The following is a 21,247-nucleotide window of genomic DNA, read 5'->3' as shown; positions in this document are numbered from 1 at the left end:
CCTACTCATATTTTGAATATTCTTCTTTACTCCAAATATTAAATAATAAAACGGGTATTAAAACGTTATGTGAATACTGGTTTCTGCAATAATGCCCCATTGTATTTATCGTTTACTGGATATATAAAACCATCAGGTAAATTCAGTGTTTAATTGCAGTATAAAATTCTGCAGATTTCTATAATAAATGAGCAGTACAATTTTGTTAAAATTGATTGAGCGTATCGTGATGAAAAATAAAAAATTTGAAATTTTATTGGTAGTGCAGTTTCCCGAAAAGGTTTCTCCCTGTCAGCGGTTTCGTTTTGAATTGTACCAGGATTTACTTGCTGAAAATGGATATAGAATAACCACAAAACCATTTTTAGATAAGGAGGGCTATGCTGTAATACATCAGTATGGATTTTTTTTCGAAAAATTATTAGCCTTGTTAAAGGGGTTTGCCGGAAGAATTTTTTTACTGTTTCAGCTGCATAAATATGATTTTATTTTATTGCAAAGGGAGGTTGCGCCGATTGGTCCGCCCATTTTTGAATGGCTGTTTGTGCGGGTATTTAATAAAAAAGTGATCTACGATTTTGATGATGCCATTTGGATCAAATCTGTATCGGAGCAAAATAGCCTGGCAGCAAAATTAAAGTATGCAAAGAAGGTTAACAGTATTTGTAAATGGGCATATAAGGTTAGTGGCGGCAACAGGTTTTTATGCGACTACGCCAGTCAATACAATAAAAATATAGTCTATAATCCCACCTGTGTGGATACAGTAAAACGCTACAATGTTTTAGCAAGGCATGATGTTGAAAAGGTAACCATTGCGTGGACGGGAAGCTTTTCTACCCTGAAATATCTGGCATTGGTTGAAAAGGCTTTGCAAATGTTACAGGAAAAATATGAGTTCAACATCAAAATTATTTGCAATAAAAAGCCATCTCTGAAACTTAAAAACGTGCACTATGTTGAATGGAGTGAAGATAATGAAGTTTCGGAACTGGCATCCTGCCAGATAGGTCTGATGCCGCTGACCAACGATGAATGGAGTGAAGGAAAGTGTGGCTTTAAGCTTATTCAATATCTTGCCTTGGGCATACCAGCAGTTTCATCTGCGGTGGGTGTAAACAAAATAATTATTGACGAAGGCATAAATGGTTATTTTGCCGATACCGATACTGACTGGTACCATGCAATTGAAAAATTAATGTTAGATAGGAAAGAAAGAGAAAAAATGGGTAAGGCTGGCCGTCAAAAAATAATGACTCAATACAGCCTTCAATCAAATGAAAATAATTTTTTAACTCTTTTCGATGGCATATCCGAAAAAGCTGTTACTCCTTTTATTCCGGCAATATCCTGTTCTCTACACCCTGTGCGGGCTGCCAGCCTGTTCCCTTTATCATTATTACGCCGGAGTGATAATGTAAATGTATTACATTAACAGGCAGTGTTTCCTGCGGTTAAAAGCTTAAGCTTTGCGCTTTTGTTTTGACCACGCTTTTGTTTTTAGCAACTATATCCAGTATTAAAAACAGTGCAATAATATAAAATGGCAAACAGGGTATTTTGTACCTTACCAAGGTTCCAAAATTAAGTGTGGTAGCACCAATAAAGAGTCCGAATGTTACTGAATAGAATAAGCAAAAAAATATCATTGGGTTTAAAAAAATGTTACTTATAAATTTAACGGGGCCGGCTTTAAAAAACACATATAGTGTAAGCAGCATCAGAGCCATGCTTTCAACAGAAGATAAAAGAGTGGAGATTTTTTTTGATTCCCAAAGGTAAGGTCTGAAAAAAGTAGCGCCAATTGCTGCAGGGGCCATTTTTAATAAACTAGTAAAAGATCCGTCATATTCTACGCCCAACGAAAATGAAGACTCTGCGCCATCAGAAATATTTATAAAGTTGGTTTGTTGGGTTTTAACAGATGCTGTTATTTTATCTATTGAAAAAAATCCCAGCTCTTCCTTAAACCTATCGGCCAAGGCATAAACACCTGTAACAGTCAGTAAAAATATAGTAATGCTAATCGAAATCTTTACAATTTTATTTTTTAAAAGTTTTAGGTTAATTAATATTAGGTATAAAGCAAAAAAGGGTAGATAAGAAATAATGATATAAATTTTAATAACATACAGAATAGAAGCCGCAGCTAAAGCAATCATTGTATTTTTGAAAAAAGATTGCTTCTTTTCGAAAATATAATAGAGTGCATAGGTCATCCATCCAAGCATACCCATGCAGATAGTATCTTTTAAAATACCGGAACTCCAAAAAATCAGGGTGGGTAAGTATATAATGGCAATCGCCAATTTTTTATTTAAATAAGGATAATGCTCGTAAAAAAATTTGTATAAACGCCAAAGCCCGCTGTAAGCAATCATTGAAAAGCAAAGATTAATTAACAGGTATCTTCCAAAAGTAAAAAAAGATAAAAAGACTACCAGCCTGGTTACCATAAAATTACTTTCCATTTTAAAATAGCCGCTATTGGCAGGATCTTTTAAAAAATCTTCATCATAAGTGGTACCGGATGTAAAAAGCAGGTGTGCATTATTTACGGGATCTTTTAATATCAATTCCTTCAAATGTATGCCCTCAGGAAAATACAATGAAGTACTGTCACCGTGGGTGACGTAAACAAAAAAAATGGTAAACGCTATACTGCTGAATACTTTTATCCAAAACCCATGTTTGTGGTATTTTTTTAAAACAGGATCACTCATACGTTTTCGCCGGGCCGAAAAAATTAAATGAAAAGCAAAAACGTATAGTGGAAATAATATGAAGTCAATAAAACCCATTCTTTTTTATAAGAAAATATTTTTATAAGTAAGCGTAAATGAAAGTGTGTAAACAAATTTATCTTAAATTATCATCTGCTATTCAATAATATAGAGTTATTTTGTTCATACTAAAGATAGTGTTATATGTGTGGTATTGCAGGTGCAGTAAATTTTAAATTAATATATAAGGATATTGATCAAAATATGTTTCATCGTGGCCCTGATGAACAGGCTGGGTTTATGGTAGATAATGTTGATTTGTACCACCTGCGTTTAGCCATTCTTGACATAGAGGGAGGCAAACAACCCATGCATTTAAATGAACGGTATACTATTATTTTCAACGGAGAAATTTATAACCACAATGAAATAAGAAGCCTGCTTCACCTGCAGGGTACAACAGCTTCAGATACAGAAACCTTATTGTTATTGTACCAAAAATACGGGGTAAATTTTTTGCAACACCTGGAAGGGATGTTTGCATTTGCGATATACGATCAACAGGAAAAAAAATTATTTATTGCCCGTGACCGTGCTGGAAAAAAACCTTTGTATTACTACAACGATGGACAAAAATTTATTTTTGCCAGCGAATTAAATTGTCTGAAAGGCTTGCTGCCATTGCAGATGGAACAAAATAATTTTTATCATTACCTGCGGTTGGGATCTTTTTATGGCGCACTTACACCTTATAAAAATGTAAGTGAATTAAAGGCCGGTCATTTTTTATTGATTGATTGTACAACACTGGCAGTAAATAATCAATGCTGGTGGAGTATCAACGATTTTTATAAACAAACTCATACAGATAGTTTTGAAGAAAGCCTCGAAAAAGTGGACGGCTATTTAAATGCTGCGGTAAAAAAAAGGGTTGAGTCTTCTGATTTGGAAGTGGGCAGTTTTTTAAGTGGTGGTATAGATAGCGGCTTAACTACCGCCATTGCCAGTAAATACAACAGCAGGATAAAAACTTTTACTGTATCGTTTGATGGAGAATATGATGAAGCTCCGCTGGCAAAACTGGTGGCTGAAAAATACCAGACCAATCATACAGAAATAAAAATTTCTTTTGACCATCTTAAAAATGATCTTGAAAAAATATGCACTAATTATGGCGAACCATTTTTTGACAGTTCTGCCATACCAAGTTATTATGTAAGTGCGGCTGCAAAAAAACACCTCACCGTAATTTTAAATGGCGATGGAGCAGATGAATTGTTTGGTGGTTACAGGCGATATGTTCCCTTTGCAAAATATGATTTTTTTAAAAGTAATGGGATCATTAAAAATACGGCGGCGCTGACAAAAAAATTTCTTCCTCCCGGCAACAACAAAAAATCGAAATACAATTATTTTTACAGGTTACTTTCACTGGCTTCAAAAAACAGCCTCGAAATTTATTTATCTGCCGGTGTTGACATTATGGAAGATTATGAATCCAATATACTGCAGCTAGGTGTTGATTATCTGCAGCCAATACGGACAGATTTTAACCTGGTGGCAAATGCGCCCATTAGTGGTTTACGAAAAATTATGAACATAGATTTTAACACTACTTTGTTCACCGATTTACTGGTAAAAATGGATATAGCCAATATGGCGAATTCGCTGGAAGGCCGCAGTCCTTTTTTGTGCAGGGAATTAATGGAATATGCACCAGGTATGCATGACAGTTTTAAAATACATGGTAGCAGCACTAAATATTTATTAAGACAACTGGCAAAAAAATATCTGCCTGCCGAATTAATTAATCAACCCAAAAGAGGTTTTGAAATACCATTGAAGAAATGGGTAGAGCAGGAATTAAAGGAAGTGGTTTTTGATTACGTTGGTTCAGCAAATGCTATCAGCGGTCAGTTTTTACAGAAAAAATTTTTAGCCGGATTATTAAACAATACCATAAAAATATCTGCAGAAAAAAGGGCTAAAATTTTATGGACTTTGCTGAGTATGGAAATATGGTATAAAAAAGTTTACTTACAATAAATGAAATCAGCAGGCATACAAAAGAAAAAAATACTGCACACCACAACCAGGTTAGTATTGGGTGGAGGTGTTGAAAAAAATATTTACTACACTGTTACAAACCTCTCAGATGAATTTGAATTTCATTTAAGTTGTGGCGCATATTTTAAAGATGATTTGTTTTGTAATCACCCGGAAATAAAAATTATTATTTGCCCTTATCTGGTCAATACCATTCACCCTTTAAAAGATTTGCAGGCATTGTGGTTTTATTACCGTCTTATCCGCAGGGAAAAGTATGATATTGTACATACACATGAAACCAAAGCCAGTTTTATTACAAAGCTGGCTGCATGGCTGGCCCGCTGCCCGTATGTAATTTATGGCTTGCATGGAGTTACTTTTAATGACCCGATGAGCCGTTTAAAAAGAAAATTTTATATACTGCTTGAAAAGCTAACCATTTATTGCGCAGACCTGGTAGTGGCTGTAGGGAACGACACGGTAACTGAATATAAAAAGGAGAATATTGGAAAAAATATACCTTTTGAAATAGTAAGAAGTGGAATTGACATTAAAAATTATCTATGCCAGGCCTTACAAACAGATGAAGAAAAATTACAATTCAGAAAAGCTTTAGGCATAGATAAAGATGACATTGTATTTATAACTGTGGGCAGGTTTTCGTATTCAAAGGCACAGCGCTACTCCATTGAAGCATTTGCCGTTTTGCAAAAAAAGTATCCTACCTTAAAATTTTTGCTGATTGGTGAAGGAGAGTTGCTGGCAGAATGCAAATTACTGGCAAATGCCGCTGGTATCAATAACCGCAGTATTTTGTTTTTAGGTTATCAAAAAGATATCCCCAAATATCTATCTGTAAGTGATATTTTTATTTTTACATCGTTAAGAGAAGGATTGCCCAGAGTAATTGTTGAAGCCTCTTTATTACAGGTGCCGGTGATCACTTTTGAAGTAGAAGGAGCTTCGGAAGTTTTGGAAAATGAAAAATCAGGATTTATTGTACCTCAGGCAAATAAGGAAGCATTAATTAATAAAGCAGAACAATTAATTTTACAGCCCTCATTGAAATTAGCATTTGGTCAGCGGGCGCAGCAACATGTAAAGCAATATTGGGATATGCATGTAATGGCACAACAATTAAGAAGCATTTACAATCGAAATATCTGAAATGAAAATTGCTTTTACAATAGATTTTGAAGACTGGTACCAGGGCATTGACCTGCCCATAACCAGCTGGATAAAACTTGAAAAGAGATTGCATATCGGGCACTATAAATTACTGGAACTTTTTCAAAAGGCCAATGTAAAGGCAACTTATTTTTTATTGGGCAAAACAATTGAAGATCATCCGAAAATGATTCGTGAAATTATTGCGGAAGGTCATGAAATTGCTTGTCACACTTATTCCCACCCTTTTATTTATAAGTTAACTCCCCGCCAATTCAGGCAGGAAATACAAAAATCAAAGCAATTAATTGAACCTTTTGGCGTTAACTACACCGGGTTCAGAGCACCTTTTTTTTCTATAGATGCGAGAAGTCTGTGGGCGTTGGATATTTTAAAAGAAGAAGGGTTTACCTACGATTCCAGTATTTTTCCGGGCGATGCCAAACGTACAGGTATACCGGGCTTTAATCCGGCTATTCAATACCTTAATAATGGCTTATTGGAATTTCCAATAAGTACATTAAAAGTTTTTAATTTTGATTTTGGTGTTGGTGGTGGCTATTTTAGATTATTGCCCTACACTTTTTTTAAAGAGAAGATGGAAAGTATTTTAAAAGAAAGACACAGCATTTTTTATTTGCATCCTTGGGAACTGGATATTAAACAACCAAAACTGCCTGGTATCGACAAAAGGATAAGATTTACACATTATGTAAATTTGTATTCTGCAGAAAAAAAAGTAAGGCAGCTATTATCCGATTTTGAATGCACAACAGTATCCAATATTTTAAAAAATAGTAAAAAATGAGTAACAGCAAAGAGTACACTTTTTCAGAAACAAACGACGTAGCTACTTTTTTTCAGGGGTATGCCGCTGATTTTGACAGTATTTATGGTCATACAAAAAAAAGAAGCCGTTGGGATAAATTTTTAGACAAGTATTTTCGCCTGTCAATGCGCCTTCGTTATGAGCTTGTTTTAAAATACACATCCAATGCAGCATTAAAAACCATACTGGATGTAGGTTGTGGTGGAGGCGTTTATTGCGAAGCCTTGCTAAACGGGGGTAAAATAGTTACCGGGCTGGACATTGCACAAGGGATGCTTGAACTTGCTGAACAAAAAACTAAAAGATACCTTGCCGAGGGTAAAGTAAATTACGTGTACAGCGGATACCTGGAACATGCGTTTCCACAACAGTTTGACGCTGCTGTATTGGTTGGATTTTTCGATTATATAAAAACTCCGTTGGATATTTTTAAAAAGCTTGAAAAAGAAATTACCAAAGAATTACTAATGAGTTTTCCCAAAAGTGGAGGCTTGCTGGGCTGGCAGCGTAAAGTACGGTACAGGATGAGAAATTGCCCATTATATTATTATTCAAAAAGCGATTTGGAATCATTGTTGACAACAATGGGCTGGCAAAATAAAGCTGAAATTATTGATATTGACAGAGATTTTTTTGTAAGAGTAAAATTATAAACTGATACAAATTTTTTATGCATCCCGGCTCTTGAAGAGCCGGGATTTTTATTTCAGGCGCTTTTATAAAAGAGTAGTTGTGTTAATCTTATTAAGATTATCTTTAAACAAAATAATATGATTGTTGTTTAATAAACAAATAGAACATAATTCAATATATGAACACATTCACTATTAAAGATCTCGAAAATTTATCGGGCATTAAAGCGCATACCATTCGTATTTGGGAGCAACGCTATAATTTTTTAAAACCTTCCCGTTCTGATACCAACATACGGTATTACAGTAATGATGAATTAAAAAAAGTACTCAATATTGCGTTGCTCAATAAATATGGGTATAAAATTTCCCATATTGATAAAATGGGGGAATCTGAATTGCGCGAAAAAATTTTAACGCTAACCCAGACAGAGGCACAACAGGAACGCATAGTAAATGATCTGATACAGTGTATGGTAGATCTGGATATAGAGAGACTGGAAAATGTACTGGATAGTCACATACGGGTGCGGGGTATTGAAAGGACCATTACGCAGATTATTTTTCCTTACATGGAAAAGATAGGAATTTTATGGCTCACAAATCACATAAACCCAGCACAGGAACACCTTGTAAGCAATGTAATCCGTCAAAAATTAATTGTTGGTATTGAAGGAATTGTTACTTCTTTAAAAATAAATAAAACGGTATTACTTTTTTTACCGGAAGGAGAATATCATGAACTGGGTATGCTGTTTATGTATTATTTATTAAAAAGCAGGGGCGTTTCTACTATTTATCTGGGGGCCAACGTACCGATGCAGGATGTTGAATACGTGGTTAATTTAAAGAAGCCAGATTACCTATACTCTCATTTAACATCGGTAGGGCATAATTTTAATTTTGACAAATTTATCTCTGCCATAACAAAGAAATTTAACGGTACGCCTATTATTATATCAGGTTTGCTCACAAATAGTTACGAAAAGAAAATACCCGCACATATTAATTTCAAAAAATCATTTCCGGAAGTAATGGAATTTGTAGCTACTATATAAAATTATATAATTTTTAGGCCTGATATTTGTTTAAGAAATAATTAATTAAATTAAACAAATAAATTGAATTTGTAAATTTTATTGTTTAATTTTACTTCATAACAATTTAAACATTTTATAATGGCAACGGTAGACTTCAATCAATTGCTTGTTAATAATACAGAATTTTTAAAACCTTTTGCCATTACTCTTACCAGGGATAATGAGGTAGCAAAAGATTTATTGCAGGAAACAATGTTCAGGGCCCTTGCAAATAAAGAAAAATACAATGTGGGAACAAATATCAAAGCATGGCTTTATACCATCATGCGTAACATCTTTATTAATAATTATCGTCGCAAATCAAAACAAAATACCATTTTCGACAGTACGCCCAATGAATTTTTACTGAATTATAATCAGGTAACTACTGCCAACGCTGCTGAGGGAGCTATCAAATTAAAAGATATCCAGGTAGCCATTCATGAGCTTCCGGCAATTTTTCGTAATCCATTTATGCTTTATTTTGAGGGTTATAAATATCATGAGATTGCAGACATGCTGAGCGAACCTTTGGGCACTATTAAAAGCAGGATACATTTTGCAAGAAAATTATTAAAGGAACAGGTTTCGCGGTATTAATATTTTGTAAAAATTTTTTACTTCTCATAATTAAACTACTCCACGGTTACTTTAAAATTGAAGAACGCAGTCATCATAGGAAGCGGCTTTGCCGGATTATCGACAGCCTGTTTTATGGCAAAAGCCGGATGGAAGGTTACTGTGTTAGAAAAGCAATCCACCCCCGGTGGACGGGCAAGGCGAATGCATGTTCAAGGATTTACTTTTGACATGGGCCCAAGCTGGTACTGGATGCCTGATGTATTTGAGCATTTTTTTAATTGTTTTGATAAAACTGTTGAACAATATTATCAACTCGACAGGTTAGACCCCTCTTATAGAATCTACTGGCCGCAGGACTATGTGGACATACCAGCAGATTACAATTCCCTCAAAAAATTATTTGATAGTTTAGAGCCTGGAAGTGCAGAGATGCTGGATAATTTTATGAAGGAAGCACAGTATAAATATCAGGTGGGTATCAATAAACTGGTACACAAGCCAGGGCAAAGCATTACAGAATTTATAGACTTGGAACTCGTAAAAGGTATTTTTAAATTGGATGTTTTTACGTCTATGAAAAAACATATCCGCAAACATTTCAACCATCCTCAATTGCAGCAGCTGCTGGAATTTCCAGTGTTATTTTTAGGGGCCTTGCCGGAGAATACACCTGCTTTATATAGCCTTATGAATTATGCAGATATAAAATTGGGTACCTGGTATCCCAAAGGCGGTATGTATAAAATTGTTGAAGCTATTCACCGGCTTGCTACAGAATTAGGTGTTCAATTTCAATTTAATCATACGGCGGTGAAAATTGAAGTGGAAAACAATATAGCAAAAAGTGTTGTTACAAATACCATCGGTGATGCAGGAAAAATTGTAAAAAAAAATTATAAAGCGGATGTAGTGATAGGTGGCGCAGATTACCATTTTATTGAAACAGCGTTATTATCTAAACAGTACAGAACGTATAGTGATGCCTATTGGGATAAACGTGTAATGGCGCCAAGTTGCCTGATATATTATGTAGGCCTGAATAAAAAGCTTCACAATGTTTTACACCATACCTTATTTTTTGATGTCAGTTTCGAAGAGCATGGTAAAGAAATTTATACAATACCACAGTGGCCTAAAAGTCCGTTGTTTTACGTAAGTGTTACTTCTGTGAGCGACAATAGTGTTGCACCAGAAGGTGGTGAAAATTTATTTTTTCTGATTCCTGTAGCAGCAGGGTTAACAGGCGATACAGATGAACTAAGGGAGCATTATTTTGAACAAATAATTCAACGTTACGAAGACAGAATAGGCCAATCTGTTAAAGAAGCCATCGTGTACAAAAAATCATATTCGGTTAGTAATTTTATTGAAGATTATAATGCGTTTAAAGGAAATGCTTATGGTTTAGCGAACACTTTAATGCAAACCGCTGTTCTAAAGCCAGGATGCCGTAGCAAGAAAGTGGAAAATCTTTATTATACCGGACAATTAACAGTTCCAGGCCCGGGAGTGCCACCGGCTTTGATCAGTGGCGAAGTGGTTGCGAAGGAAATAATAAAAAACTTTTAACCAAATAAGATTTAAATCGTTATGTAATTTGATTAACATAATTTGTAAATTACAAGTATTAAAGGAAATACCAATAATCACCAAAACAAAGAAGGGCTATGATGGACATTTTTCATGATTTAAGCCAACGATGCAGTAAAGTAACAACAGAGTTATATAGCACTTCTTTTAGCAGTGCCATTAAACTGTTGCATCCTAACATGCGTACACCGGTTTTTAATATTTATGGATTTGTTCGGTTAGCTGATGAAATCGTAGATACTTTTCACCAGCACAACAAAGCAGTTTTGTTAAAAGAATTTAAGGAAGAAACTTATCTTGCTATTAGGCGGAAGATAAGTCTGAATCCTATTTTACATAGTTTTCAGCTAACTGTTAACAAGTATGGTATATCGCATTACCTGATTGAAGCATTTTTTAAAAGCATGGAGATGGATCTCAGGAAAGCATCCTACGATACTGATGGATACAAAACATATATTTATGGAAGCGCAGAAGTAGTTGGTTTAATGTGTCTCTTTGTTTTTTGTGAAGGAGATGACGTTATGTATGAAAAATTAAAACCTTCAGCGCAATTACTTGGAGCTGCTTTTCAAAAGGTAAATTTTTTGCGGGATGTGAAAGCGGATTATGAGGGATTGAGCAGAACTTATTTTCCCGGAGTGGATTTTGCAAATTTTACCAGTGCCATGAAAATGCAAATTGAAGAAGAAATTGAAGATGATTTTGCACGTGCGTACGAAGGCATTATTCAGTTACCCATAAAAGCAAGGTTTGGTGTATATGTGGCCTACAAATATTATTTATCTCTTTTTAAAAAAATAAAAAAAACTGCACCCGCTAATATTTTGGAACAAAGAATACGCATACCAGATTATGGAAAAGTTTTTATTGTGGCCAAGGCTGGGGTAAGAAACCAGTTTAATATTTTATAAAGCGTAACTATTTATGGATGTTATTTTAGTTGATGAAAATGATGTACCCACTGGCACCATGGAAAAAATGGAAGTACATCAAAAAGCCATGTTACACAGGGCCTTCAGCGTTTTTATATTTAACAGTGAAGGCGAAATGTTATTGCAGAAAAGATCTGCAAGTAAATACCATAGCCCATCCTTGTGGACCAATACCTGCTGTAGTCACCCGGCACCAGGGCAGGAAATAAAGCTGGCAGCTGCAAAGCGTTTAATGGAAGAAATGGGATTTACTACACAAATAAAAAAAGCATTTGAATTTATTTATAAAGCTCCGTTTGACAATGGACTTACTGAATATGAGTACGACCATGTGTTTACCGGAACCTATGATGGCACCATCATTCCTGATAAATCAGAAGTAAGTGACTATTGTTTTCAAAACTTTGATAAGATAACTACATTGATGCAATTGCATCCGGAAGAATATACCGAATGGTTTAAAATTGCCTTTCCAAAACTGCAGGCGTACCTTGTGGGTACCGGATATTGACAGCCGAATTCGCTGCAATCAGTTTTTTTTACAATGCATACACAAAAAGCAATCATTATTGGAAGTGGTATTGGTGGAATGGCAGCAGCCATCCGGCTGGCAGTACAGGGTTTTACCGTAACTGTGTACGAAAAAAATGATCAGCCAGGTGGAAAACTGTCTGCCTTGAAAAAGGATGGTTACAGCTTTGATGCAGGTCCGTCTTTATTTACCCAACCCCAAAATATTGAAGAATTATTTCTATTGGCTCAGGAACCAATTAACGATTATTTTACCTGGCAGTCGGTACCGGTTGCCTGTAAATATTTTTACGAAAATGGTAAGATAGTACAAGCACATACCAACGCAAATAAATTTGCGCAGGAGCTAAAAGAACAGTTAAATGAATCACCTGAAACGGTGAAGGCATATTTAACTCAATCCGAAAAATTATATAACAATATTGGCACCCTGTTTTTAAATAATTCGCTCCAAAAAACAAACACGTGGGTAAATAAAAAAATAGTGTCAGCCTTAAAAACGTTTAGGTTTGGGTATCTGTTTAAGTCCCTCAACCAGCACAACAACAAACATTTTTCATCACCCGAAGCAGTACAATTATTCAACCGCTTTGCAACCTACAATGGTAGTAATCCTTACAAAGCACCGTCCATGCTTAGTGTGATACCTCACCTGGAACAAAATCAGGGTACTTTTTATCCTAATGGAGGCATGATCAGCATCACCAACGCCTTGTACAAGCTGGCAATAAAAAAGGGGGTACAGTTTTATTTTGATATGCCCGTGCAGCAAATTACGCATCATAAAAAATTAGTAAATGGAGTGGTTGTAAATAATGAAAAGGTAATGGCTGACGTAGTTGTAAGCAATGCAGATGTATATTTTACCTATAAAAATTTACTGGGTAATATGTACAAGGCAAAAAAAGTTTTAAAGCAGGAGCGTAGCAGCAGTGCATTAATTTTTTACTGGGGCATTAACAAGTCTTTTTCGCAATTGCAACTACATAATATCTTTTTTAGCAAAGATTATAAAAACGAGTTTGACAATATTTTTGTTCATAAACAATTAACCGGTGATCCTACAGTATACATCAACATTACTTCTAAAATTGAAAGCAGCCAATGCCCCGATGGAAAGGAGAATTGGTTTGTAATGGTAAATGCACCGGCTAATACGGGGCAAAACTGGGAGCAGTTAAAAATAGTTGCACGCAATAATGTTATCAGTAAATTAAGCCGTATGCTAGGTCAAAATATAGAGGGATTGATAGAAACTGAACACACATTGGATCCGATTATGATAGAAGCAAAAACGGATTCCTATATGGGGTCTTTATACGGTACCAGTTCCAACTCAGTATTGGCAGCTTTTTTCAGGCATGCTAATTTTACAAATGCAATTAAAGGCCTGTATTTTTGCGGTGGCAGTGTGCATCCCGGTGGCGGTATTCCGCTGTGCTTAAAAAGTGCTAAAATTGTAAGTGAACTTATTGCGAACGATTACAAAAAATGAACCACCCGTTATTGTTAACCAGTTTTTCAAAATATCAAATTGCAACCGGCACTGCTATTTTTTTTCATGCCATTGGTTTAACCGGAATATTGTTTTTCAACAATAGTTTTTTCCTGCAATCTACCCCGTTTAATCTTTTGCTAAGTGTTGCTTTACTGGTGTGGACGCAACAGGATAGAAATAAATGGTTCTTGCTTTTTGCACTGGTAGTATTTACTATTGGCTTTGCTGTTGAGGTAATTGGCGTAAACACCGGACTGCTTTTTGGTAACTATAGTTATGGGAAAGTATTGGGATTTCAATGGAAGAATGTACCAGTTATCATTGGGCTAAACTGGTTCATAGTAATTTATTGTTGTGGGGTGAGCATCCATATCTTTTTAGCGAGAATTATTAAACGGTTGACATTTGAAACAAAAACTACCCCAATGGCGTTGAAAGCAATATCTATAATTGCGGACGGTGCAACACTGGCAGTGTTGTTTGACTGGCTCATAGAGCCCGTTGCTGTTAAATTGGGATACTGGCACTGGAAGGGTGATGGCAGCATTCCACCGTACAATTATATTTGCTGGGCACTAACCAGTGCTTTGTTGCTAACTGTTTTTCATTTTTGTCCTTTCAACAAGGAAAACAAATTTGCTATACATTTGTTACTGATTCAAGCGTTGTTTTTCTTACTACTCCGCACTTTTTTGAAATAATTTTTATATTATGCAAGGGCTTTTATTTATATCAGTTATCCTGATTACCTTTTTTATTATGGAAGGGATCACCTGGCTTACGCATCGTTACATCATGCATGGATTTTTATGGTATCTGCACGAAGACCACCATCAGCCTAAGCCTGGTTTTTTTGAAAAAAATGATGCATTCTTTTTAATTTTTGCTATTCCCAGCTGGCTTTGTATTATGCTGGGTCTTCAATATCAACTATATGCTTTAGCCGCCATTGGTTTTGGAATAACACTATATGGACTAGCCTATTTTATAGTGCATGAAATTATCATACACCAAAGGTTTAAATGGTTTTCCCGTAGCAATAATACTTACATCCGAACCATTCGCTGGGCGCATAAAATGCATCATAAGCACCGTGACAAATTCGAGGGCGAAAGCTTTGGAATGTTATTCGTGGCAAAAAAGTATTGGCAAAAAGTAAAAGCAGATAAATTAAGAAATGCGTAAAATATTTCCGGTAAAGGCCTTTCAATTACTATGATACTTCATTTGTTGTCTTTCTGCCGCAGTGGGAGTACCCTTCTGCTAAATTTCATTATGGATCTTTTATCTTAGCGTAACAATACCTTTATACAACACTTCTAATTTAATCAGTTGAATCATCACTACACTTATTTTTTAATACTTGCGTGCAGTCTTGCAGGCCCGTTGGCATTAAGTTTTGATAAAAAAGTAGCGTTTAATAAAAAATGGAAGTGGCTTTTTCCCGCTATAGTATTGCCTGCCATCCTGTACATTGCCTGGGATGTATTCTTTACCGCAAAAAACGTTTGGAGTTTTAACGAAGCTTATATCAGCGGTATAAAAATTATCAATCTACCCATTGAGGAAGTACTTTTTTTCTTTGTGGTACCTTATTGCTGCGTATTTATTTATGAGTGTGTCCGCTGCTATTTTCCTGATCGTACCAACAAAAAGATTGCAAATAATATCCTGCAAATACTTGCCGTTTTTTTATTGGTTACCGGGTTAATTTTCTATCATAAATATTACACCAGTTCAGCCTTTATTTTGTGCGCCCTTTTTATAGTCATGCTGTACGTTTTTAATTTTTTTTTTAAAGATTTTAATGCCGCTTATTTCTTAATATCCTACTCCATTATTTTAGTTCCCTTTTTGTTGGTGAATGGTTTTTTAACAGCGATCCCTGTTGTATTATACAACGACGCAGAAAATCTTGCTATAAAGATTTACACCATTCCGGTTGAAGATATTTTTTATGGTATGTTGCTGGTATTGATGAACATTGCTTTATACGAAAAGTTAAGAAATCAAAGCTCTCCAAAATCAATAAATATCAGCTAACTGTTTTCAATTCATCCCAACGGCTGGTATATCTTGGGCTTCTCATCTCTTGCCGCATTTTCCAGTTACGTGTGGTACCGGATGCTGCAAATTTTACCATGTCATCCCGCATGGCAAAGTTTACATTGTCCAGTGTGTTCATCAGCAAACGTTTGCCGTTATTTGATTCCTCAATAAATAAATTTCCTTGTATCGTGTTGTCTGGCACTAAACCGCTTAATGTAACACCCGCTTTTTTATAGTGCCTTCCCTTTTCAAATAATTTATCTACCAGTTGCAGCGCAGGCTTTATTAATTCGTGGGTGGCAGCAGTAGCAAAAGGCAGGGTAGTATAACTGCCTACACTTGGTCCATGGCTAAAACGTTGTCCCATATTGGCTTCTTTGGGCACCACAAAAACACTGATTACGTTTGCTGCACTGTGTTGCCGGCGTAATTTTTCCGCTGCGCGGGAAGTATAGGTAGCAACCGCTTCCTTAATTTCCGCAATGGTGCTAACAGGGTTGCCAAACATCCTGGTGGTGGCAATTATTTTTTTATTAATCAATGCTTCTTCCATCTTGCTTATACATTCTCCTTTTAGTTCTTTTAAAAGTCTCACTCCAACCACGCCCCCCAAATGTATTTTCGCCCAATCTTCCTTTCGTTTACTTAGATCGAGTGCGGTGTAAATGGCATGCATTTCCCTCAGCTTTTCTGCATACTGGTGCCCTACACCCCATACATCCTGAATGGGTGTTTTGTACAAAGCATCAATAATTTTTTCTTCTGTATCAAGCACCAGCACACACTTTACTGATTTATCTTTTTTTGATAACCGGTTGGCAACCTTTGCCAGAACTTTTGTGGGTGCCACGCCAATGGATACTTTTATACCGGTCCACATTTCTACAGTATCCAATATATTTTCAGCCATTTTTTGCAAATCTTCCTGCGCACATTCACCCAGTTCTAAAAACGCTTCGTCTACTGAATACACTTCCACATTTTCTTCGCCCAGTAACATCCGCAAGGTTTCCATCACGCGCCAACTCAAATCGCCATATAAATTATAGTTGGATGAAAACGTGGCCACATTGTGTTTTTCAATTAATGGCTTTGCTAAAAAGTAAGGGCCGGCCATGCCAACGCCCAGCGCCTTTGCTTCATCGCTTCGGGATATAATACAGCCATCGTTGTTGCTCAAAACAACAACAGGTTTGTTATCCAGGTGTGGTTTAAACAACCTTTCGCAACTACAATAAAAACTATTACAATCTACAATGGCTTTCATGTTGGTGGGCTAAAGCCCTGTTTTTGTTTTTTTATTCTCCGGGCTAAAGCCCGGAGCAATTCATGAAGCATGGAGCAATTCATGAAGCATGAAGCGATTCATGAAGCTGGAGCAGCTTATAATTGATTCACCTGAATTGCCTCGTCCTTTAGGGCGAGGAGGAGGGAGGATGAGGGAGGAGAAGAAGGATTATAAAATATAAAAAATGCGCTTTAGTCCTTCATCAATACAAATCCATATTTCCTTGTAAACTCATCATTCTCCTCCTCAAATGTTTTCTTTGCATGGTGTGTCTCCTGGTTTTTGATATATTCCCTCACAGCATCTACACCAGATTCACTAACAGACACTGCAAAATATTCATCCTGCCATTCAAAATATTGTTTGCATAAATTGTTTTTATAAATCCAAAAGGAGCTTTCGCCTTTTAGAAGTTGTAATATTTTGGCAATTGTTCGGTTGGCATTTAATGAAATAAGACAATGCACGTGATCAATATGTCCGTTTACAAAATCTACATAAATATTTTTTTCCATACCATTCTCCTTTATATGTTTAAACACCTGCTGCCGCATATCTTTTGTTAACAGGGTACTCTTTTTTAGTAGCCCAAACTAAATGAACCCAGATTTTAATGAATGGCATAGTTGTACTATTTATATAATGAAAAAAATTATTTTAATTTATCTTTTTCATCAGGCAAAAGGCTGCGGCAATGTATAAATTGCCTGGGCTTCAGCCCAGGGATCTAATCACACAAATCACCACCCCCCAGATTTTAAAATCCATAAACTCGCTCACTTCAATGGTAGCCAGCTTTGGTGTTTCCGGAATCAGCCGCAGTTTATTAATCGTTCTTTCATAGCGGCGAATCAGCATTTCGCCATCTATCACCGCAATTACAATCTTACCATTGGCTGGTTTAATGCTGCGATCTACAATCACAATATCACCATCAAAAATGCCGGCATTTATCATACTGCTGCCGCTTACCCGCATAAAAAAAGTTGCCGGTTTATTGCGAATCAATTGTTCATTCAGGTCAATGCCCCGTTCCATATAATCATCTGCGGCAGCGCCAAAACCCGTTGCATTGGCGGCAGATACATTGTGCTGGGTAAAGCGTTTGGTACCTGTATAAGTACTGCCAAAAAAGTTTTCCACTTCCATATAAATGATTTTTGTTTATAACTAAATTATTTAGTAAATTTATGCTAAAATAATTCGCAAATAAAATTTAATTGTATAAAATTTTATAGTATGAAAAACATTAACAGCATCCCCGGCTACAAGGTAAATGAGTACCTGCTGGTATTAAACCCACACCAGGAACTCCGCAACAAAATCATGCAGATAAAAAAGCAATTTTCCGACACGTACAAAAATGAGTCAGCGGTATTTGGAAAACCACACATTGCGCTTGCAAATTTTGTGCAGTATAGTATGCAGGAAGAAAGACTTATCAACCGGTTAAATACTGTAGCCATGGGTTTTCACCCCATAAAAGTAGAGCTGAAAGATTACGGCAGTTTTCCCTCCCATACTATTTATATAAACATTACCTCCAAAGCACCCATTCAAAGTCTGGTAACGCAGGTGCGGTCGCAGGCCCAGCCACTCATGAAATTAAATAGCGATCACAAACCACATTTCATGATGGAGCCATACATTATCATTGCCCGAAAACTAGAGCCGGGCCAATACGAAAAAGGCTGGCTGGCATACAGTCATAAACAGTTTACCGGCAGGTTCATCGCCGATGGAATGTTGTTATTAAAGCGTCCTGCAGGCGAACTAAAATATCAGATTGTACAACGGTTTGAATTTCAAAATTTGCCGGTAACAACTACACAGGGAGCGTTGTTTGTATAGCAATAAAAATAATTGGCCTAACTAAAACACAGCTATGGGCAACATCGTTGTGTCACTCACTTGTACAAAAACAGCTAGGTGGAACTTCCATTCATTTCGCCGGCATTGGTACAATCGGTAACAGTTTAAGCAAGGAATCAAACAGATGCACAACCCTGTCAGCGGTTGGTAAACAGCAGCGATATCACCAGAAAAATTCAATACGCATGAGCAACGAATCAAACCCCGCTAACAATAAAAGAAAACCAGGGCAATTACAACAAGACAGTGTGCCCGTAAAATCAATATTAGCGATCAACAAAGAGAAAGAAAGCGTGGGTATGCAGGTTCCAAAAGTTTCCCCCCTGAAAGGAGATTCAGCGTGGACCGGTGAGGGCTTTGGCGGGCCGGAATATCACCACGGTCGCGGAGCCCAATTCAACACCAAAAATCGCTTCCTCAAAAACGAATCCACGAGAGAGCATGTTGAAGGCATCGACGATTGGGAAGAAGGAAATATACCCACCCAATACATAGAACAGCAAAGCAAAACCATTGTAAATAAAGTAGAAAGTAAAGATGTAGGCATGGGCTATAGCATGAACCCTTACGCCGGTTGCGAACATGGCTGCATATACTGCTATGCCCGCAATGTGCACGAATACTGGGGGTACAGCGCAGGACTGGATTTTGAACAAAAAATAATCGTCAAAAAAAATGCACCGCAATTACTGCGTAAATTTCTGATGCACCCAAATTGGGATGCCACACCTATCATGCTAAGCGGCAATACCCATTGCTACCAGCCAGCAGAACAAAAGTATAGATTAACAAGAGGCTTACTGGAAGTGTGCAACGAATTCAATCAACCTGTAGGCATCCTTACCAAAAACTCCTGGATATTAAAAGACAAAGACGTATTGCAGGAAATGGCAAAAAAAGGCATCGTATCCGCCATGGTAAGCATCACATCTTTCAATGAAGATTTAAGGCGCATCATGGAACCAAGAACCACCACTGCCAAACAAAAATTAAAAGTAATCAATGAACTCAGCAGTGCCGGTGTACGCATGGGTGTAATGATGGGCCCGATGATACCGGGATTAAACGAACACGAAATGCAGCGAATTATGAAAGCAGCAGCAGACAATGGTGCAACATTTACTGCTTATACATTTATCCGGCTCAATGGAGCAATCAAATTTTTATTCCACGACTGGTTGTATAAAAACTTTCCCAACCATGCCAACAAAGTGTGGCATTTAATTGAGCAAAGCCACGATGGAAAAGTAAACGATACCCGCTGGGGCGTGCGCATGCGGGGTGAAGGCCATATTGCTGAAATGGTAGCGCAGCAATATAAAAAATACGGTAAGCTCTACAACATGAATGCAGAAGAGTGGAGCCTTAACTCCAGTATTTTTAAACGTCCCGGTCAACAGGGAATTCTTTTTTAATTTTAAAATTAGCTAACTCATGACATCTATTACCGTAGAATACTTGGTTGATATTATTGTACGACAGGTTGGTAAAACCATTACGCTGCGCAGAAACAATCCCGCCGAAAAATTAATGCCGGAATATTGCGAAGCTACTGATGAAGAGATTGTAGATTTCATTTTTTCAATCCCTTATTTCGATATCAAGCTAAAAGACTTTCTGCTGGGCAATGTCGATTTACACAATATCATTATCAGCCAAACCTGGGAAAATGAGTTTATAAAAAAGTGCAGCCACTGGGCAGAAGATATGCACTGGCTGGATGCTGGGAAGGAGTATTTTGAAAGTCCGCTGAAGATTGCGAACGGGGATTTTTCGTTGCCATACTGATTTGAATTATCGAAGACAAAGAACTGTAAGTAATTTTCAGACGTTTTTATGCTTACAAATCAAAATAGAAGTGCTGTATTTTTTTGCATAAAATGTTAAACGGAAAAAGCCAAATATACTTGTAGGGAGTATGAAATTTAGCTGATTTGATATTTTCTGAGTTCATTTTATTTATTAGATTTTATTTCGTCAAACTTAACTAAGCGCTTTTTTTAAAATACTTTATCTGAACGCTTCAGCTTGATACAGGGTTCACCTTACAATAGGTAGAAAAGCCAATCAATTTCTTGATTGGCTTTCCCGTTATTGAGCTGTAAAAATTAGTCTAATCCCGCTTAAAAATATTTTGTAACACCCGGAATTGCAATAGGATAATGTCCGTCTGCATCTGGTACCAACGGTGGTAATGCATTCCAGTCGTATACTTTTGGATGCAAGTCCAGTCCGCAATTGATGGCTTTATCCCATTCAATCATTTGCCCTGTGTAGGTGGCCATACGACCTAAAATAGAGGTCATGGTGCTGAAGGCGCCTCTTTCTGCATCCGCGAATTTATAATCTCCTTTGGCGATGGCCGCAAACAATTCATCATGCTCTGTCTGGTAAGCATTGTTTTCTGTTTTCTTATCAAACTG

General features: G+C 36.6%; 21 protein-coding genes and 1 pseudogene. 17 read left to right on the top strand and 5 right to left on the bottom strand.

The window, feature by feature from the left end:
- Positions 1–187: 187 nt before the first annotated feature.
- Positions 188–1,435 (top strand): glycosyltransferase, encoded by a 1,248-nt coding sequence (locus H7254_RS10800; RefSeq protein WP_301932975.1) that lies wholly within the window; start codon positions 188–190, stop codon positions 1,433–1,435.
- Positions 1,436–1,454: 19 nt separating this feature from the next.
- Here H7254_RS10800 and H7254_RS10795 read toward each other — a convergent pair whose 3' ends face one another.
- The gene (locus tag H7254_RS10795) at positions 1,455–2,723 is read right to left on the bottom strand and encodes a hypothetical protein (RefSeq protein WP_301932974.1); all 1,269 of its coding nucleotides are present in this window, start codon (positions 2,721–2,723) and stop codon (positions 1,455–1,457) included.
- A gap of 204 nt (positions 2,724–2,927) precedes the next feature.
- Between H7254_RS10795 and asnB the strand changes: the two genes are divergently transcribed.
- From asnB to H7254_RS10730, 13 genes are all read left to right on the top strand, one after another.
- Positions 2,928–4,769 carry an asparagine synthase (glutamine-hydrolyzing) gene (gene asnB, locus H7254_RS10790; protein ID WP_301932973.1) on the top strand — a complete coding sequence of 614 codons (1,842 nt, stop codon included), beginning with the start codon at positions 2,928–2,930 and terminating at the stop codon, positions 4,767–4,769.
- Positions 4,770–5,939: a glycosyltransferase family 4 protein gene (locus tag H7254_RS10785; RefSeq protein WP_301932972.1), complete on the top strand. Its 1,170-nt coding sequence runs from the start codon at positions 4,770–4,772 to the stop codon at positions 5,937–5,939.
- Position 5,940: 1 nt separating this feature from the next.
- Positions 5,941–6,747 (top strand): polysaccharide deacetylase family protein, encoded by an 807-nt coding sequence (locus H7254_RS10780; RefSeq protein ID WP_301932971.1) that lies wholly within the window; start codon positions 5,941–5,943, stop codon positions 6,745–6,747.
- Positions 6,744–7,421: a bifunctional 2-polyprenyl-6-hydroxyphenol methylase/3-demethylubiquinol 3-O-methyltransferase UbiG gene (locus H7254_RS10775; RefSeq protein WP_301932970.1), complete on the top strand. Its 678-nt coding sequence runs from the start codon at positions 6,744–6,746 to the stop codon at positions 7,419–7,421. The genes H7254_RS10780 and H7254_RS10775 overlap by 4 nt, the downstream gene beginning before the upstream one ends.
- 158 nt (positions 7,422–7,579) lie before the next feature.
- Positions 7,580–8,458, top strand: a complete 879-nt coding sequence (locus H7254_RS10770) for a MerR family transcriptional regulator (RefSeq protein WP_301924365.1) — start codon at positions 7,580–7,582, stop codon at positions 8,456–8,458.
- Between the two features lie 120 nt (positions 8,459–8,578).
- Positions 8,579–9,079: an RNA polymerase sigma factor gene (locus H7254_RS10765; protein ID WP_301932969.1), complete on the top strand. Its 501-nt coding sequence runs from the start codon at positions 8,579–8,581 to the stop codon at positions 9,077–9,079.
- Between the two features lie 57 nt (positions 9,080–9,136).
- Positions 9,137–10,630, top strand: a complete 1,494-nt coding sequence (locus H7254_RS10760; RefSeq protein ID WP_301932968.1) for an NAD(P)/FAD-dependent oxidoreductase — start codon at positions 9,137–9,139, stop codon at positions 10,628–10,630.
- Between the two features lie 98 nt (positions 10,631–10,728).
- Complete coding sequence (locus tag H7254_RS10755; protein WP_301932967.1) at positions 10,729–11,565, top strand: phytoene/squalene synthase family protein; 837 nt, start codon at positions 10,729–10,731, stop codon at positions 11,563–11,565.
- A 13-nt stretch (positions 11,566–11,578) separates the two neighbouring features.
- Positions 11,579–12,097: an isopentenyl-diphosphate Delta-isomerase gene (idi, locus tag H7254_RS10750; protein WP_301932966.1), complete on the top strand. Its 519-nt coding sequence runs from the start codon at positions 11,579–11,581 to the stop codon at positions 12,095–12,097.
- Between the two features lie 33 nt (positions 12,098–12,130).
- Entirely contained in the window at positions 12,131–13,612 is a 1,482-nt protein-coding gene (gene crtD, locus H7254_RS10745) for a 1-hydroxycarotenoid 3,4-desaturase CrtD (protein WP_301932965.1), read from the top strand.
- The gene (locus tag H7254_RS10740) at positions 13,609–14,316 is read left to right on the top strand and encodes a carotenoid biosynthesis protein (protein WP_301932964.1); all 708 of its coding nucleotides are present in this window, start codon (positions 13,609–13,611) and stop codon (positions 14,314–14,316) included. The genes crtD and H7254_RS10740 overlap by 4 nt, the downstream gene beginning before the upstream one ends.
- A gap of 58 nt (positions 14,317–14,374) precedes the next feature.
- Positions 14,375–14,800, top strand: a complete 426-nt coding sequence (locus H7254_RS10735; protein WP_367875438.1) for a beta-carotene hydroxylase — start codon at positions 14,375–14,377, stop codon at positions 14,798–14,800.
- A 147-nt stretch (positions 14,801–14,947) separates the two neighbouring features.
- Entirely contained in the window at positions 14,948–15,658 is a 711-nt protein-coding gene (locus H7254_RS10730) for a lycopene cyclase domain-containing protein (RefSeq protein WP_301932963.1), read from the top strand.
- Here H7254_RS10730 and H7254_RS10725 read toward each other — a convergent pair.
- The 3 genes from H7254_RS10725 to H7254_RS10715 form a co-directional block, all read right to left on the bottom strand.
- Positions 15,651–16,931: a Y-family DNA polymerase gene (locus H7254_RS10725; RefSeq protein WP_301932962.1), complete on the bottom strand. Its 1,281-nt coding sequence runs from the start codon at positions 16,929–16,931 to the stop codon at positions 15,651–15,653. The genes H7254_RS10730 and H7254_RS10725 overlap by 8 nt on opposite strands.
- A 212-nt stretch (positions 16,932–17,143) precedes the next feature.
- Positions 17,144–17,467, bottom strand: coding sequence for a transposase (locus H7254_RS10720; RefSeq protein ID WP_301932961.1), 324 nt, complete (start codon positions 17,465–17,467; stop codon positions 17,144–17,146).
- Between the two features lie 199 nt (positions 17,468–17,666).
- On the bottom strand, positions 17,667–18,101 hold the full coding sequence (locus tag H7254_RS10715) for a LexA family transcriptional regulator (protein WP_301932960.1): 435 nt from the start codon (positions 18,099–18,101) through the stop codon (positions 17,667–17,669).
- A 90-nt stretch (positions 18,102–18,191) separates the two neighbouring features.
- Here H7254_RS10715 and H7254_RS10710 point away from each other — a divergent pair, with 90 nt between their 5' ends.
- From H7254_RS10710 to H7254_RS10700, 3 genes are all read left to right on the top strand, one after another.
- Entirely contained in the window at positions 18,192–18,803 is a 612-nt protein-coding gene (locus tag H7254_RS10710) for a 2'-5' RNA ligase family protein (RefSeq protein ID WP_301932959.1), read from the top strand.
- Between the two features lie 206 nt (positions 18,804–19,009).
- Positions 19,010–20,239 carry a PA0069 family radical SAM protein gene (locus tag H7254_RS10705; protein ID WP_301932958.1) on the top strand — a complete coding sequence of 410 codons (1,230 nt, stop codon included), beginning with the start codon at positions 19,010–19,012 and terminating at the stop codon, positions 20,237–20,239.
- A 19-nt stretch (positions 20,240–20,258) separates the two neighbouring features.
- Entirely contained in the window at positions 20,259–20,612 is a 354-nt protein-coding gene (locus tag H7254_RS10700; RefSeq protein WP_301932957.1) for a hypothetical protein, read from the top strand.
- Positions 20,613–20,947: 335 nt separating this feature from the next.
- Here the strand turns inward: H7254_RS10700 and H7254_RS10695 are convergent.
- A pseudogene (locus tag H7254_RS10695) lies at positions 20,948–21,247 on the bottom strand (dehydrogenase); the annotation flags it as partial.

This window comes from Ferruginibacter sp., from assembly GCF_014377975.1.
Taxonomy (GTDB): domain Bacteria; phylum Bacteroidota; class Bacteroidia; order Chitinophagales; family Chitinophagaceae; genus Ferruginibacter.
This window is presented reverse-complemented; position numbering and strand designations above follow the sequence as displayed.